Raw genomic sequence first — 16,019 nt, 5'->3', positions numbered from 1 at the left:
TTGCTGCTATAGTATTATTATTCAAATTATGCCCACTTCCGTTACCATACTTGGAATTGAAAGCTCCTGTGATGAAACCAGTGCCTCCATTTGCGTGGATGGTAAAATATTATCAAATGTTATTGCCACACAAAAAATACATGAAAAATATGGCGGAGTGGTGCCGGAGCTGGCCAGCAGGGCACATATTCAGAATATCGTCCCTGTTGTCGATACCGCGTTGAAGGAATCAGGCAGGTCCTTAAATGAAATTGATGCGGTCGCTTTTACCCAGGCGCCCGGGTTAATTGGCAGCTTGCTGGTCGGAGCACAATTTGCTAAATCTACGGCTTTGGCATTAGGCAAACCACTGATAGCTGTACATCATATGCAGGCACATGTATTGGCTAATTTGATAGGGGAGCATACACCTGAATTTCCTTTTTTATGTCTGACGGTTAGCGGCGGTCATACCCAAATAGTAAAAGCCAGCAGTCCCCTCAAAATGGAGGTATTGGGCGAAACCATTGACGATGCGGCCGGAGAGGCATTTGATAAAACGGCTAAGATCCTTGGATTGCCTTATCCAGGAGGCCCCTTGATTGACAAGTATGCAGCGCAAGGGGATCCCTTAGCCTTTTCGTTTGCTAAACCTCAGGTGCCGGGTTTAAATTTTAGTTTCAGCGGCGTCAAGACATCCGTACTTTACTTTTTGCAGAAGCAACAGCAGGAAGATCCAAATTTTGTACGTGATCATCTTCCGGACCTTGCCGCTTCCATTCAATATACCATTATTGAAGTCCTTATAAAAAAACTGAAGAAAGCCATTAAAGAGACAGGCATAAGTCATGTTTGCATTGCCGGAGGAGTCAGTGCTAACAGCGGTCTGAGGACCGCCCTTGAAAATCTGGGGCAAGAGTTGAATGTTTCTACTTATCGTCCTGATTTTCAATACTGTGTAGATAATGCGGGAATGATTGCCATGACAGGCTACTATAAATATCAGGCCGGAGACTTTGCTTCTATGGACGTAAGCCCAACGGCCAGAGCCAGCTGGTAAGCCGGAAAAGCATTTTTGGCACTTCAATTGCATTATGAAAAATGCTTATTTTGGGATTAAACCCACCATTAGTTATACAATCTATTGATTATAATACGTTTCATATTAAAACTAAAAGCATGAAAAAACATTTCGGAATCTTACTGATGGCCTTTACTGTATTGTTTTTTGTTTCTTGTTCTACAACATCCCATACCATTAATAAAATTAATCTGAATGGTAACTATTCCGTAACGGATGTCCGGGTAGAAGGTGTGAACACAGCCTCCACCACTCATAAAGAGACTTTCGATGATGCAGGCAATACCTCCGCTACTATACTCACTAAAGTCAAACTGGAAACAACTGTTTTTGATGATGTTACTCCCAATTGCTTTATAGGCAGCCTCTGGAATTTGCCCCATAACGGATATGGCACCTATACTATACAAGACAATGGGGATTGTTACGCTGGTGTCCGTAATATTGTTTGGTCGGTCAGAACAGACCAAAGCGGGCAAAAGAAATTTCAGCTGAAAATCATAGACGGACAAAAGGCAAAAAGGGTGACCGCAGGGTATATGCTGGATATTACAGATGTAACACCGCAGGGATTTACCTTAGTGTCTCCTGTGAACGTGGACGGTCAGACCGCCTATGTATATTATGAGTTCACGCGTCAGTAAGCGGCATAGCTTTCTGTTATAAAAAAAATGAGGTGCGGCCTTTTTAAAGGGAGCACCTCATTCTATTTATGGTAGACATCCTGAACACAAATAATGGATTAGGGAAATGAGAAAAAACCCTCATCAACTCAGTTCAGGAAGGAATAGTCTGTATAGCCTTGCTCACCCGCAGCGTAAAAGGTGGCATAATCCGGTTCCACAAGCTGAACATTTTGCTGCATTTTTGAAATGAGATCCGGATTCGAAATAAAGTGCCTGCCAAAGCCGACCAGGTCAGCGGCACCTTCCTGCAACAACGCTTCGGCACGTCCTTGATCTAAGCCATTACAGTATATCAGAATACCGGAGAACAGGTCCCGGAACGCTTTATAGGTGGCGCGGTCTGCGTCAGGGTTAGATGCAATATGTATGTACCTTAGACCAATATCATTTAACTTTTCCGCCAGATAGGTATAGGTTTCATGTACTTGAGTACTGTCATAGGAGGGAAGATCATTGATCGTTGAATACGGGGAGAGCCGGATGCCTACATTTGACTTTCCGATGGCTGCGGCAACTTTACTGGCGATGGCGAGTACAAAGCGGCTCCTGTTTTCAATACTTCCTCCAAAGCGATCTGTTCTGTTATTGATATGAGGGTTTAAAAACTGTTCCATCAGGTAGCCATTGGCACTGTGTAGTTCGACACCGTCAAATCCAGCCTGAATGGCATTTCTGGCGGCGGTTACAAACGTATCAATAATTGATTCTACTTCAGAAGTATTCAATGGATAAGGCTGGGAAAAATCTTGCATTTGCCGGGTATCCGTAAAGATTTGGCCGTTGGCTGCAATATCAGAAACGCCGACCAGTCTCGCACCTTCCGGCAAATTATCGATGTGCCCGATTCTGCCGGCATGGACGATCTGTAAAAATATTTTTGAACCGTTCTGATGCACTGTGCTAGTGATTTTTTTCCAGCCTTCTATTTGTGCCTGATTGAATATCCCCGGGATCCTTGTATACCCTAATGAATCCGGACTGACGGCTGTGGCCTCAGAAATAATAAGACCCGCCTCAGTACGCTGACCGTAATAGGTGGCCATAAGCTCATTGGGAATATTCCCGATGGCTCTGGAGCGGGTCATAGGTGCCATAACAATATGATTTTTTAACTGCCAACCATTTTTATCAAATGGTGTAAATATTTTTTCCATTGATTTTTATTTAGTTTTTAATATTAACTGAAGAAAGCCAAGTCCGCTATAACGGACAGCGCTTTAAAAAGATTGTTATTTTCAAAAAGGAAAGGTGCCGCATATTATATTCAAATGTTGCCATGTACGGCACCTTTGTTTAACTAAAACCTGCAAAACATCTTAGACGGTCTGTTTATCGTTTTAAATTTTAGGAGATGATTAATGCTTTCTTCCACCACCCAGGCTGCGATAAATGTCAACTGCAGCGATCAGCTCTCTGCCGTGGATAGACGCCAGGTTCAATTCTGCCTGCAGAGAGTTGTTCTGCGCGCTGATGACTTCCAGATAATTTGCCAGGCCGCTTTTATAGAGAAGAGAAGCATTTTCTGCACCCTGTTGCAGGGTATCTACCTGCCGCTCCGCCATAATGGATTGGCTATTTAATTTCTGGTAGTGGGTTAAGGCATCGGTGACTTCTGTCACAGCATGTAATACGGATGCCCTGAAGGCCAGAACCGCATCTTCCTTTTCCAATTGTGCCACTTTGTAATCTCTTTTTAACGCACCTTGCTGGAATACGGGTTGCAGAATACTGCCAGCGACCATGCCGAATAAAGACGCTGGCAGGTTGAACCAATTGCTTGTTTTGAGCGACTCAACCCCTCCGGCTGCTGTAATACGCAGCGATGGATAAAGGTTGGCTTTTGCCACCCCTATTTTACTGATGGCCATTTTTAGCGATAGCTCGACCGTTCTGACATCAGGGCGGTTGCTCAGCAAGTCTGCCGGTGCACCCGTTTGAATAACGCCGGGCAATTGTACATCATCTAACTGGCCATGATCTCCGATACTGCCGGGCATGGCGCCCGTTAGTTCCCGTAGCGCATTTTGCTGGGCTGCGATCTGGTCTTCCAGATCGGGCAGTAATAAAGCGACTGTTTCTCTTTGTGCAGCGGTCTGCTGAACGGAGAGCTGGTTGGTCTTACCGGCGGCTTTAAGCAATCGGGTCAATTCGAGCGTGCTATCTGCCAGGATCAGACTGGAGGTCGCGATCTGATATTGTCTTTCCAGAATAAGAAGGTTGTAATAACCTTTAGCGATGTCAGCAATGAGCTGCGTGCGGATGGCTTGCCCGGCTTCACCGGTTCTCAGATAGTCTTCCAACGCATATTTTTGCTGGTTACGGATCTTGCCCCAGATATCAGCTTCCCATGAAAGCTGCAGTTGCAGGTTATAGTCTTCATAATGATGAATACCTGCACCTGACATACTGCTTCCTGTTAAGCCATTATCAGAAAACCGGTTATAATTTCCATCCGCTGATATGCCCAAGCTAGGTAGCTGTAACAGCTTTGCCTGTTTCAGATTCACGCGGGCAATATCCAGCCGGTTGATGGCTCTTTTAAGATCATAGTTATAAGCCAGGCCTTGTTGAATGAGTCGTCTAAGACTGGAATCCTTAAAGAACTCTTCCCAGGGAAGGCTGGCCAGATTAGCTGTACTGTCAAATGCTTTTAATTCACCGGTTGTGACCGCCGGACTGTAAACACTGGGGATTGCCTGCGGTTCATCCTTCCCTTGCAATGCTGCAGGTGTTTTACAGGCAACCCAGAAAGCCATGAGCGCCAGGATAAAAAGCAGCCTGATACTAATCATTAAAGGAGAAGCTTTTTTATATTGAATGTATGTATTCATTGAAAATCTATTTAATTATTGTGCTGATAATGGTTTACGCTGACTGGTCTGATATTTCCTGATTTGCGGCAGCGGCAGCCAGCCTTTTTTGCCTGGCCGGCCCACTTATCTTTTCCTGCAGATATTGGAAGATTACATAAAGCACGGGGATAATGAAAATACCCAATAAGACCCCTGTAAGCATTCCTCCTACAGCGCCCGTACCGATAGACCGGTTGCCCAGTGCTGACGCACCTGTGGCCCGCATCAGTGGTAACAAGCCTGCGATAAAGGCAAACGAAGTCATCAGAATAGGACGTAAACGAAGCTTAGACGCTTCAAGTGCTGATTGCACCAGCGGCATACCTGCTTTTCTGCGCTGCACGGCATATTCGACGATCAGGATCGCATTTTTAGCCAACAGGCCGATCAGCATGATGAGACAGACTTGCACATAAATATTATTATCAATACCAAAGAGATTAATAAAGCCCATGACACCAAACACACCAAGAGGGATGGTTAATATGATGGCCAGCGGCAGAATATAACTTTCATATTGGGCAGACAACAAAAAGTACACAAAGACCAGACTCATGATAAATATCAGTATAATCTGAGACCCGGAATTAATTTCTTCTCTGGTCATACCTGTCCATTCATAGTGGAAGTTATTGGGCAGGAAGCTTGCAGCCGTTTCTTTAATTGCCTCAATTGCATCACCGGTACTGTATCCAGGCGTGGGTACACCGTTGATGGTGACAGCATTAAAGAGGTTATTACGGGTGACAGTTTCGGGACCATAGGTTCGTTTAAAGTGTACCAGCAGATTGGCCGGCACCATCTTGCCATCTTTGCTTTTGACATATATGCCATTCAGCGAGTTTTCATCCATTCTGTATGGAACATCTGCCTGGGCGATGACCCGGTAATATTTGCCGAAACGGTTGAAGTCATCCACAAAGCTGCTGCCATAATAAACTTGTAGTGTTCTAAGCAAATTCCCTACGGAAACGTCCAGCTGTAACGCTTTTTCGTCATCAATGACCAGTTCATATTGCGGGTTGCCCGCAGAGTATGTCGTAAAGGCATAGGCGATTTCTTTTCGCTTCATTAATTCACCGATAAAAGCATGTGCAACGGTATCCAGGTTGCCGAGTGTGCCGTATCCTCTGTCCTGTAGCATGAACTCAAAACCGCTGACGTTACCAAATCCCTGGATCGTGGGAAAGGTGAAGAAGAAGGCACTGGCTCCTTTAACTTCCGCGGCTACTTTCTGAGTCATCGCCGCTGCGATCTGGTCATAGCTTTTAAGCGGACCACGATCTTTTGCATCCTTCATCCTTATAAAACCTGCACCATAAGGAGCGGCATTTGCATTAGAGATAAAGTTCAGACCTTCTACCGTATAATGGTTGGCGGTAAAGGGTTGATGCATCACAATGCTGTCAATTTGTTCCATCGCTTTATGCGTTGTGGAAAGCGAGCTGCCCGGAGGTGTATTGACTGCATAAAGTAAGAAGCCCTGATCTTCTGTTGGAATAAAGCCGCTTGGTGTTCGTTGTGCCATCCACCAGGTAGCCCCTGTTATGGCAATCAGAAATCCGATAGCCAGCCACTTTCTTTTGATCAGCAAGCGGATGGCAGAAAGATATCTTTCTGTAAGCGCCTGAAAACCGGCATTAAAGGCCGCGAAAAAGCGTTTGCCAACAGTTCCTTTCTTTTGCTTTTTCTGAACTTCTCCCGGCGCTTTGTCAGCGTGCCCTTTCAGGATCAAAGCACTCAGGGCCGGGCTTAGCGTCAATGCATTCAGGGCAGAAATCAGGATAGCAATGGCGAGTGTAAAGGCAAATTGCCGGTAGAATACGCCAGCCGGACCTTCCATAAAACCAACCGGAATAAATACCGCTGCCATAACCAGTGTGATAGAAATGATCGCTCCCGAAATCTCCCGCATGGACTGAAGGGTGGCATTTCTGGCTGTAAGACTGGTCGTTTCCATTTTGGCATGGACAGCTTCTACCACCACAATGGCATCATCCACTACAATACCGATGGCCAGCACCAGTGCAAATAAGGTTAATAAGTTTATACTGAAACCGAAGAGCTTCATGAAGAAGAAGGTGCCGATAATAGCCACTGGCACCGCAATAGCCGGAATCAGCGTCGAGCGCAGGTCTTGCAGAAAGACAAATACCACGATAAAAACCAGGATGAACGCTTCCACCAAAGTTTCTACCACCTGATGAATAGAGCTATCCAGAAATTCCTTAGAATTATACATCGTGGTGATAGAAATGCCTTCCGGCAGGTCTTTCGAAAATTCCTTAGATTGCCTTTCTATCTCCGTCAGGATATCATTGGCGTTAGAGCCCGCTGTCTGATAGATTGCGATACCGGAAGTGGGGTGGCCGTTTAGCTGGCTATTGGAAGAATAAGTAAATGATCCTAATTCAACCCGGGCTACATCTTTTAACCGGATGAGTGCACCGTCTGCCCCCGCTTTTACGATAATGTTTTCGTAGTCGGCAGCCTGGTTGAGTTTTCCCCGATATTTTAAAACATATTCAAATACTTCATCAGAGCTTTGACCCAGTCTTCCCGGAGCTGCTTCCTGACTCTGGTTTTGAATGGCTTTTGTGACATCCTCCGGAGAAAGCCCGTAGGACGTTAACCGGTCAGGTTTCAGCCAGATCCGCATGGAGTAATCCCTGCTGCCAAAAGGCTGTGCCTGTGCGACGCCGGGGATACGCTGAAGTTGTGGAATTAAATTGATCTTAATGTAGTTCTGCAAAAACGCCTCGTCATAACTGCTATCCTTACTGCTGAGGGCAAGGAACATAATGATACTGTTTTGTTGTTTTTGCGTAGAGATGCCGGCCTGAATGACTTCCTGTGGAACCTGGCTGGTCGCTTTTGATACCCTGTTCTGGACGTTGACAGCGGCGATATCAGGATCAGTTCCCTGTTTAAAGTAGACATTCAGGGTCATGGTACCGTCATTAGAGGAGTTGGAAGTCATATAGGTCATATTTTCCACTCCGTTGACGGCTTCTTCTATAGGTGTAGCAACAGACCGTGCGACGACTTCCGCATTAGCGCCAGGATAACTGGCAGTCACCTGAACAGTAGGTGGTGCGATATCCGGAAACTGCGTAATCGGTAGTGTAAAGAGGGCAATCAGGCCCACTAAGACCAGTAATATGGATATTACCGTAGATAATACAGGTCTTTCAATGAATTTTTTTAACATGGTAATGCAGGATTACAGACTTCATGATTCAAGTTTCCCGAAAGTCAATTAATGTCAGGCAATAATTTCCCTGATCCACCGACGTTTATAATTTTTCCGGTGGTTAAATTGAATCCAGGTGCATTGATTTGCAGCGGGGGCTTGTTCAGGTTTTACAGGCTTCATGGCCTTAGCCCTGAACCTGAACAAGCTTTAATCTGCTGCAGTTAAGTGATATTAATCCAGAAGTCCTTATAATTTTTTAATAGAAAGAATAGAGAATTTTGAAATTAAAGGAAATTAATAGGGATTTGCCTTGGTAAGGCTATCCATTGAAACAGCCTCCGGTGCGATCTGCATGCCGTTTTTTAAACGGTCCAGACCCTGAAGGACAATTTTGTCTCCCGGCTTAAGTCCTCCTTTCAGTACATAATAATTTCCTTTTTTAACGGCGATCTGAATAGGTACGCTTTTTACCTTGTTGCTGTCTGCCAGCTGGAAGGCAAAAGTCTTATTCTGGATTTCGAAAGTGGCTCCCTGGGGGATCAATACGCCATGAACCGCCTGACCGGATAAGCGAATTTTTCCCGTATTGCCTGAACGCAACAAACCATGTTCATTGGGAAATGAGGCCCTGAAACTAATGGCGCCGGCTTCCTTATTAAAGGAACCTTCTACCAGTTCTACCTTTCCCTTTTGATCATATGTTGTACCGTCTGCCAGGATTAGCTCGACCGGAGGAACCCCAGCCACCTTTTCTTCCATGGTAGCCCCGGGATACTCCGATTTGAAATCCATGAAATCTTTCTCACTCATGGAGAAATAGACATGCATCTGTTTTGTTTCAGACAGAACAGTCAGCGCTTCTGGATCACTATCACTTACAAGACTACCTGTCTTATAAGGGATAGAACTGATATATCCGGATTCTGGTGCGGTAATCCGGGTAAAATCCAGATTGATATTGGCAATGGCCTGTTGGGATTTAGCTTCAGCAACGGCTGCTTTTGCCTGTTCATAGGTGGCCTGAGCGGTCTGTAGTTCTACATCAGAGACGACTTTTCTCTGGACCAGCGGTTCTAATCTGTCTACATTGATCCGGGCTACCTTTAAAGAGGCCTCGGCAGAAGCCAGTCTTGCGGTCGCCTGATGATAGGATTGCTGATAGGGGCGCTTGTCTATCTGAAATAAAACCTGCCCTTTCTCAACATAGGCACCTTCGTCAACATAAATGCGGCTGAGAATACCTTTTACCTGTGGACGAATTTCTATGTCTTTGGCGCCTTCTACCGTAGCGGTGAAGTCTCTGAATGTACTAACGGGTTCTTCTTGTACCTGAATCACAGGCAGTGTGGGAGCCGTCACGCCAACCGCGGCAGCAGCGGTCGGTTCGGTGCATCTGTATAAAAGTGTCGCAGCCATTAATGACAGGGCTCCGATGAGGAGCAGATGCGCTCTTTTGTGTTTAAAAAGTGATTTTGCGGTCATGATTTCAAGTTTGTAACAGTGTTATTAAATGTAACGGTGTTATTTAGATAAGAAAAAAAATTACGTGATTTAGAGATTTTGAATAAATGATTCAAGGGATTCTGTGAGCACTTGCTTATTAAGAGTATCATCAATATCCGAGACACGCATCTGCATAATAGAGATCAATCCATGGATAATCGACCACAAAGCATAGGATTTAAAACAAAGCTGACTTGGATCGGAACCACGCTCTTTCATGATCTGCTCGATAGCGTTCAGGGAATAATCGCGGAAGATGTTCACCTGGGAGTTCATCTTGCCGGCACCACAGCAAGGCATACCCAGTCCATACATCAGCTGATAATATTCCTTATTTCTGAAAGCAAAATTCCAGTAACTGTCCACATGGGCTCTTAATAATGCTTCTGGGCCTGCTGCGTTTTGCAGATTTTTATCCAGCTCTTGTTTGAGTAAGCCAAAACCATGTAAAGACAGCTCATATAAGATCGCTTCCTTGTTGGCGAAGTGATCATAAATAACAGGCACGCTGTATTCGATCCCATCTGCAATTTTGCGAATGGACAATGCTTGCCAGCCTTCATCCTTGACAATTTGCCAGGCCATGTCCAGGATCTGACTGCGGACATTTTCTTTTTGTCGTGCTTTTCTTTCTGTTATTCCCATGATCAAATTAAGTTAACACCGTTAGCAAAATTAATACTGTTTTTTAAACTGGCAAATTTTTTTTCAAAAATAAGGAAAAATAGCGTGTCACTGCTGGAAAAAATCGACTTCGGTATTTGTTTAAATTGTTGATTGATAATAATATATGATTGTATTTTGGCGATATTGGAGTTTGATAGCGGCATACGTAAAATTGTTCTGCAGCGAATAATGCCGTTAACGTACGTATATTTTGCGAAGATTAACGGCGTGCGTATATGTTATATCTGAAAAAGCTACCTCAGATTTTCAAGGTGCTTAGGGTTTGATACTGAAAATAGCTTTAATGCCCCATGTTATGGATTATACTATATGGTCAGACCTTATGCTGCAACCAGTGCTTTCGAAAGGAATAAAAAGGTAATATAGCTTTAAACCTAGAAAATTCAATCTTAAAAATTATCTTTGCGGCATGCAATTATTAGATGGTAGAGTCGCCTCCAAGGCGGTCAAAGAACAACTGAAGGCAGAAGTTGAGAAAATTGTCGCTACTGGTGCCCGTGCACCCCACCTGGCGGTCATTCTGGTGGGCAATAACGGTGCCTCCGAGACCTATGTAGCCAGTAAAGTTAAAACCTGCGCAGAAATCGGTTATCAGTCCACTATGGTCAGGCGCGATCTGGATATCACTGAAGCAGATTTGCTGGCGGAAATCCAAAAATTAAACAAGGACCAATCAGTAGACGGTATTTTAGTACAGTTACCTTTGCCCAAACATATCAGTGAACAAAAAGTAATCGCCGCGATTGATCCGACAAAGGATGTGGATGGCTTTCACCCGGTAAGCGCCGGTAACCTGACCCTGGGTATGCCCACCTTTATTCCGGCCACACCTTATGGCATCATGCTGATGTTGGAGCACTATCAGATACCAACGAAGGGAAAACATGCGGTGGTGATCGGCAGAAGTAATATTGTAGGGCGCCCCATGAGCATCCTGTTAAGCGGCAATAACCCTTACGGAAACTGTACGGTTACCCTTTGTCATTCTCACACGCCTAACCTTCAGGATATCTGCCTTCAGGCAGACATCATTGTGGCGGCGCTGGGGCGTCCGGGCTTTGTTCAGCCGGAAATGGTTAAAGACGGAGCCATCATCATTGATGTGGGGATCACCAGAGTGGAAGATGCAACTGCCAAGAAAGGATACCGTATTAAAGGGGATGTTGACTTTGAAGCTGTCGCTCCCAAGTCCTCTTATATTACTCCTGTGCCGGGCGGTGTTGGACTTATGACAATTGCCGGGTTGTTGAAAAATACCCTGGTGGCCTATGAAAATCGACAGGAAGACTTAAGAAGGTAAAAATCGTAGAGTGACGAAGACAGGAGCTGTGAAGATGGAAGCACAAACACAAACAATTACAGAAAACCCGCAAGTAGTAACCGGCGAATTGTTGCCGGTGATGGAGGCGTTCTATACATTGCAGGGCGAAGGAAACTATCAGGGGAAAGCCGCCTATTTTATACGCCTGGGTGGCTGTGATGTAGGATGTGTCTGGTGTGATGTAAAGGACAGTTGGGACGGGGACGCACATCCCCTAAAGTCAGTACAGGAAATTATAAAAGAAGCGATTGCAGAAATCGGGCAGGGCCCTGATCTTTCTAATATTATCGCTGTTATTACCGGCGGAGAACCGCTGATGTATAATCTTGAGCCATTAACCGAAGCCTTACACCAGGCCGGGTTCAGGGTGCATATCGAAACTTCCGGAGCCTATCCGCTTTCCGGGGACCTCGACTGGATCTGTGTCTCGCCTAAAAAGTTCAAAGCGCCCCTACCCGCCGTCCTCGAAAAGGCACAGGAGCTGAAGGTCGTGGTATATCATAAATCTGATTTTAAATGGGGCGAAGATCATGCCTCCCAGGTTAGCAGTCATTGCCGCCTTTACCTGCAACCCGAATGGTCGAAAGAAAAACAGATGCTTCCTTTGATGATCGATTATGTAAAAGCAAATCCGAAGTGGGGGCTCTGTATACAGGTCCATAAATATATCAATGTTCCGTAGATGACTTTATAGAAGCAAAAATGGCGATCAGCATTCCGATCGCCATTTTTGTTTTCTGCAGTGGTCGTTCTTACACACCCAGGCTTATTTAGCACCGGGAGGGCAATGTTCCTGCAGGTAATGGGTATATAAGTGCGACAGGAACTTGGAAGTTCCTTCTCCTTCAGAGATGCTATGGGTCCTGTTGGGAAATTCCATAAAACTGAAAATTTTGTCGTGCTTGATCAGTTCGTTAATCAGCATTTCTGCATTCTGGTAATGCACATTATCGTCTCCCGAACCGTGGATCAACAGCAGGTTACCCTGCAGGCCGTCTGCATGACTCAGCGGCGAGGCAGATTTGTAGGTGTTATCCGGATCACTGGGTAAACCCATATAGCGCTCCTGATATACATTGTCATAGGTCAGGAAGTTGGCCACGGCCGCCACGGCGATGCCCGTCTTATAGACATCCGGATGCTGGAACATGAGATTCAGCGTGGTAGAACCGCCACCGCTCCAGCCCCATACAGCAACACGGTCTTTGTCAACAAAGGGCCACTGTACGACTTTTTTAGCAGCTTCATACTGGTCATGGATATTCAGAATGCCGACTTTTTTATAAATGCTATGTCTCCACCTGGCGCCTTTTGGAGCCGGTGTGCCCCTGCCGTCAATACTGATATAGATATAACCATCTTTTTGCATATCGCCCTGATACAGAAAGTTGCGCCCATTGCCCCAGCTGTCTTTTACGGTACAGCTGCCTGGCTCTGTGTAGACATAAAAGACAACCGGATATTTTTTAGTTGAGTCAAACCCCGTAGGAAGCGTAAGTGAAGCATCCATCGTTACGCCCTCGTCTGTTGTGATCTTGATGTATTTTACTTTTGGAAAGTCAGGGGGCAACGTCCGGGCGATCGCTTTATTGCCGATCACCTTATTAGAGGGCAAAGCAACCCAATCTTTGATCGGAAAGGTGTTGGCATTCGAAAAGCTATGTTCAGCGTATTTACCGTTGGGTGATATATTGTAAGCGTGTGTTCCCTGCTCATTCATAGGAGAGATTCTTTCGGCCCTGCCTGAGCCATCGAGTTTGGTTCTGTATAAGTATTTTTGAGTGGCATTATCAGGAGAAGCCATAAAATAAACATACCCTTCCTGTTCATTAACAGTCAACAGATCCAGTATGTCGTAATCACCTTTGGTTACCAGTTTTTCATGACCTTCCATGTCTACTCTATAGATATGCCTCCAGCCATCTTTTTCAGTTACCCATAAAAACGCTTTTCCCTGCTCTATAAAATCCCATCCGATAGGATTGTCTCCGTGCCAGCGGGATTTAATATCGATCCAAGTGTCGCTCTGTTCTTTATAGAAGGAGTGAGCAACTCCGTTGGAGGCATTTGCCAGATACAGCGTGCTGACCTGTTGTTTACGGTCCAGCTGTTGCACGACGATCTGGTCGTTGCTGGCCCATTCCATGCGGGGCAGGTAATGCTCCTTGCTATCTCCGGGAATTTGCATCCAGTTTATTTTACCATTATCAATATCTACAACACCGATCTTGACGGCAGAGGGTGTCTGCCCTACAACCGGATATTCAACCGGAACGGTAAAGGGGTAAATAGAATCGGTGTTATTGATCATCAAAAAATTGCGGATATTTCTGGCATCTACCTGCCAGAAAGCGATCTTCTTGCTATCAGCTGACCATCTGAAGCCGTCTCTTGCGCCAAATTCTTCTTCGTATACCCAGTCAAAAGTGCCGTTGATAATTCTATCCGTTCCGTCTTTGGTTAATGGAGTGATCTTATGAGAAGTTAGATCCTCTACATAAAGATTATGGCCGCTGCTATAAGCTGCTTTTTTGCCATCCGGCGAGAACTTGGCAAACATCAGCGAAGATTCTGGGAGCCCTTTGCCCAGCTGTGTCAATGCTTTGGAGCTGATATCGTACACCCAGTAATCTCCACGGGTATGATAACGCCATACCTTTTTCGTATTCGTGTAGATAAGTACCTTATTGCCATCCTCACTGATAGAAAAGTCTTCCGGCTGCACTTGCCTGTGCATACTCTGAGTCGTAAGGTCCGCTTTAGTCAGCAGGGTAGTCGTGGTCTGGTCCGGCATATTTACCCGGACGATTTCTCCAGACTGAATAGTATAGTACTGGTTGCCGTCCTTGGACCACTTATATTTGGTAACATAAGGCTGTGCCTGGACAACGGTCCATACACAGGCAAAACACCAAATAATCAGATATTTGATTCGCTTCATTTAGGTAAATTTTTGGCTTTAAAAGTAGGAAAGTTTATAGATAAAATCGCTGAATCTCTCGCTATATTGGGACTTGGTTGCAAAATCCTTTTTGCTAATAGATTTTATCTATATCATGATAGCTAATAACAATTTTTAGCTATCATGTATTGACTTAATTTTGCGGCGTAATAATTAATTATCAATCACATAAATAAAAAGGATTCAAAATGAGCAACAGAATTTTATCCATCGGAAGTCAGTTCCCAGCATTTACCAAGAAAGCAGCCGTATCAACTGAAAAAGGAAAAGAGTTTATTGATTTGAGCAGTGAAGATCTGAAGGGTAAATGGACCGTACTGTTCTGGTGGCCAAAAGATTTTACTTTTGTGTGCCCCACTGAAATAGCCGAGTTTAACAGAAATTATGAGGAATTTACAGACCGTGATGCGACCTTGATCGGTGCTTCTACCGATTCCGAGTTTGTACATGTGGCCTGGAGAAGAGATCATAAAGATTTAAAGGACCTTAAATTCCCTATGTTAGCCGATACGTCTAAATCCCTGGCTGAAGAATTAGGTATTTTGGAAGAAAATGAGAAAGTCGCTTATCGTGCTACTTTTATCATCGATCAGGAAGGTGTTATTCGCTGGGTAAGCATCAACGACTTGAATGTAGGACGTAATGTACAAGAAGTATTACGTGTATTGGATGGGTTACAGACAGATGAACTTTGCCCTTGTAACTGGAATAAAGGGGAAGAGACCCTGACCGCTCAGTTAAATGCAGAATTGAACTAGTTCCTGCTGCTGAAAATAGTAACAACTAGGAAAAAAGAAGGGCGGGCGCGTGCAGTGCCTGCCTTTTTTAACATCCTTCCTTAACCGTTAATTAAAAAGTAATCAAATGATTCCAACAATAGAAAATGAAACGTATAATAACCTGTTGAATTTCTTACAGGTGGAAGACTATACGCCCTCTGCTGAAGCAGAATTATTATTAGAGACGAATGCCCGTTATATCAAGGATCTGAAGATCAATGTCAGTAATGCGCTTAAAAATGCTCAGAACCTTTCCCAGAAAGAAGCCTATCTGATTGCCTATAGCGTGGCTGTCAACGAAAAGTTTATTCCCCTGAAAAAAGCCTTTAAGGCAGCGGCTGAACAGGCCGGTGCCACTAAAGAAGAGCTGGCAGAAATCGTTTCACTGACCTCTTTAATGAATGTCAATAACATATTTTACCGTTTCCGCCATTTTGCCAATAAAGAGTTTTACAACACACAGCCTGCCGGCATTAAGATGTCTATCATGATGAACCCGGTAATAGGTAAAGAGGCTTTTGAACTGATCAGCCTTGTGGTATCCGCAGTGAATGGGTGTGAACTCTGTGTAAACGCCCATGAGTCCAAACTGATCGCAGAAGGAACGCCGGAAATAAAGGTGTTCGAAGCCGTTAAATTAGGCGCAATTATCAAAAGCCTGATTACAGTACTGGCGGCTTAAGGCGCCATTTTATAGAACGTGCCGTAAGACCCATTCATCACGTAGTGTAGGTGGGATGTAAGGCACAAAAGTATTTGGCTGTTTTACAAAGTACATTTACCTTCGTTTTGTCAGTAAAAGACTTAAAAACCTCGTAAGGGACTTGCGAGTACACGTGTGGAGCGATAATAAGACTTCTAACCCATTTGGGCAGTAAGCAAGTCGCTGTGAAGCACGAAGCCCATTCATCGCTTTAGCGTGGTGGGTAGTTCACTCTTAGCATAAGAAAAAGAGCCCCGTACCGTAAGGCCG

General features: G+C 44.7%; 12 protein-coding genes. 6 read left to right on the top strand and 6 right to left on the bottom strand.

The window, feature by feature from the left end; genetic code table 11:
- The first annotated feature begins 28 nt into the window (after positions 1 to 28).
- Complete coding sequence (gene tsaD / locus K9M52_RS05240) at positions 29 to 1,039, top strand: tRNA (adenosine(37)-N6)-threonylcarbamoyltransferase complex transferase subunit TsaD (protein ID WP_224071008.1); 1,011 nt, start codon at positions 29 to 31, stop codon at positions 1,037 to 1,039.
- Positions 1,040 to 1,158: 119 nt separating this feature from the next.
- Complete coding sequence (locus K9M52_RS05235) at positions 1,159 to 1,704, top strand: hypothetical protein (protein ID WP_224071007.1); 546 nt, start codon at positions 1,159 to 1,161, stop codon at positions 1,702 to 1,704.
- 128 nt (positions 1,705 to 1,832) lie between these two features.
- On the opposite strand, the gene K9M52_RS05230 is transcribed toward K9M52_RS05235, so the two are convergent.
- The 5 genes from K9M52_RS05230 to K9M52_RS05210 all read right to left on the bottom strand — a co-directional run bounded on the left by K9M52_RS05230 (position 1,833) and on the right by K9M52_RS05210 (position 9,942).
- Entirely contained in the window at positions 1,833 to 2,900 is a 1,068-nt protein-coding gene (locus tag K9M52_RS05230; protein WP_224071006.1) for an alkene reductase, read from the bottom strand.
- Between the two features lie 201 nt (positions 2,901 to 3,101).
- The gene (locus K9M52_RS05225; protein ID WP_224071005.1) at positions 3,102 to 4,577 is read right to left on the bottom strand and encodes an efflux transporter outer membrane subunit; all 1,476 of its coding nucleotides are present in this window, start codon (positions 4,575 to 4,577) and stop codon (positions 3,102 to 3,104) included.
- Between the two features lie 34 nt (positions 4,578 to 4,611).
- Positions 4,612 to 7,809: an efflux RND transporter permease subunit gene (locus tag K9M52_RS05220; protein WP_224071004.1), complete on the bottom strand. Its 3,198-nt coding sequence runs from the start codon at positions 7,807 to 7,809 to the stop codon at positions 4,612 to 4,614.
- A 279-nt stretch (positions 7,810 to 8,088) separates the two neighbouring features.
- Positions 8,089 to 9,276 (bottom strand): efflux RND transporter periplasmic adaptor subunit, encoded by a 1,188-nt coding sequence (locus K9M52_RS05215; RefSeq protein ID WP_224071003.1) that lies wholly within the window; start codon positions 9,274 to 9,276, stop codon positions 8,089 to 8,091.
- Positions 9,277 to 9,345: 69 nt separating this feature from the next.
- A complete protein-coding gene (locus tag K9M52_RS05210) occupies positions 9,346 to 9,942 on the bottom strand; it encodes a TetR/AcrR family transcriptional regulator (protein ID WP_224071002.1) in 597 nt (198 codons plus the stop codon).
- A 451-nt stretch (positions 9,943 to 10,393) separates the two neighbouring features.
- Here K9M52_RS05210 and K9M52_RS05205 point away from each other — a divergent pair, with 451 nt between their 5' ends.
- Together K9M52_RS05205 and K9M52_RS05200 are read left to right on the top strand one after the other, a co-directional pair.
- Positions 10,394 to 11,284 (top strand): bifunctional 5,10-methylenetetrahydrofolate dehydrogenase/5,10-methenyltetrahydrofolate cyclohydrolase, encoded by an 891-nt coding sequence (locus K9M52_RS05205; RefSeq protein ID WP_224071001.1) that lies wholly within the window; start codon positions 10,394 to 10,396, stop codon positions 11,282 to 11,284.
- 10 nt (positions 11,285 to 11,294) lie between these two features.
- Complete coding sequence (locus K9M52_RS05200; protein ID WP_224071000.1) at positions 11,295 to 11,987, top strand: 7-carboxy-7-deazaguanine synthase QueE; 693 nt, start codon at positions 11,295 to 11,297, stop codon at positions 11,985 to 11,987.
- Positions 11,988 to 12,071: 84 nt separating this feature from the next.
- Here the strand turns inward: K9M52_RS05200 and K9M52_RS05195 are convergent, their stop codons facing one another.
- The gene (locus tag K9M52_RS05195; RefSeq protein WP_224070999.1) at positions 12,072 to 14,246 is read right to left on the bottom strand and encodes a S9 family peptidase; all 2,175 of its coding nucleotides are present in this window, start codon (positions 14,244 to 14,246) and stop codon (positions 12,072 to 12,074) included.
- A 209-nt stretch (positions 14,247 to 14,455) separates the two neighbouring features.
- Between K9M52_RS05195 and K9M52_RS05190 the strand changes: the two genes are divergently transcribed.
- Positions 14,456 to 15,025, top strand: coding sequence for a peroxiredoxin (locus K9M52_RS05190; protein ID WP_224070998.1), 570 nt, complete (start codon positions 14,456 to 14,458; stop codon positions 15,023 to 15,025).
- 106 nt (positions 15,026 to 15,131) lie between these two features.
- On the top strand, positions 15,132 to 15,728 hold the full coding sequence (locus K9M52_RS05185; protein ID WP_224070997.1) for a carboxymuconolactone decarboxylase family protein: 597 nt from the start codon (positions 15,132 to 15,134) through the stop codon (positions 15,726 to 15,728).
- The last annotated feature ends 291 nt before the right edge of the window (positions 15,729 to 16,019 follow it).

It is taken from the genome of Arachidicoccus terrestris (assembly GCF_020042345.1).
In the GTDB taxonomy this organism is placed as follows: Bacteria; Bacteroidota; Bacteroidia; order Chitinophagales; family Chitinophagaceae; genus Arachidicoccus; species Arachidicoccus terrestris.
Note: the sequence above shows the minus strand (reverse complement) of the source record. Positions and strands in the feature narration are given on the sequence as shown.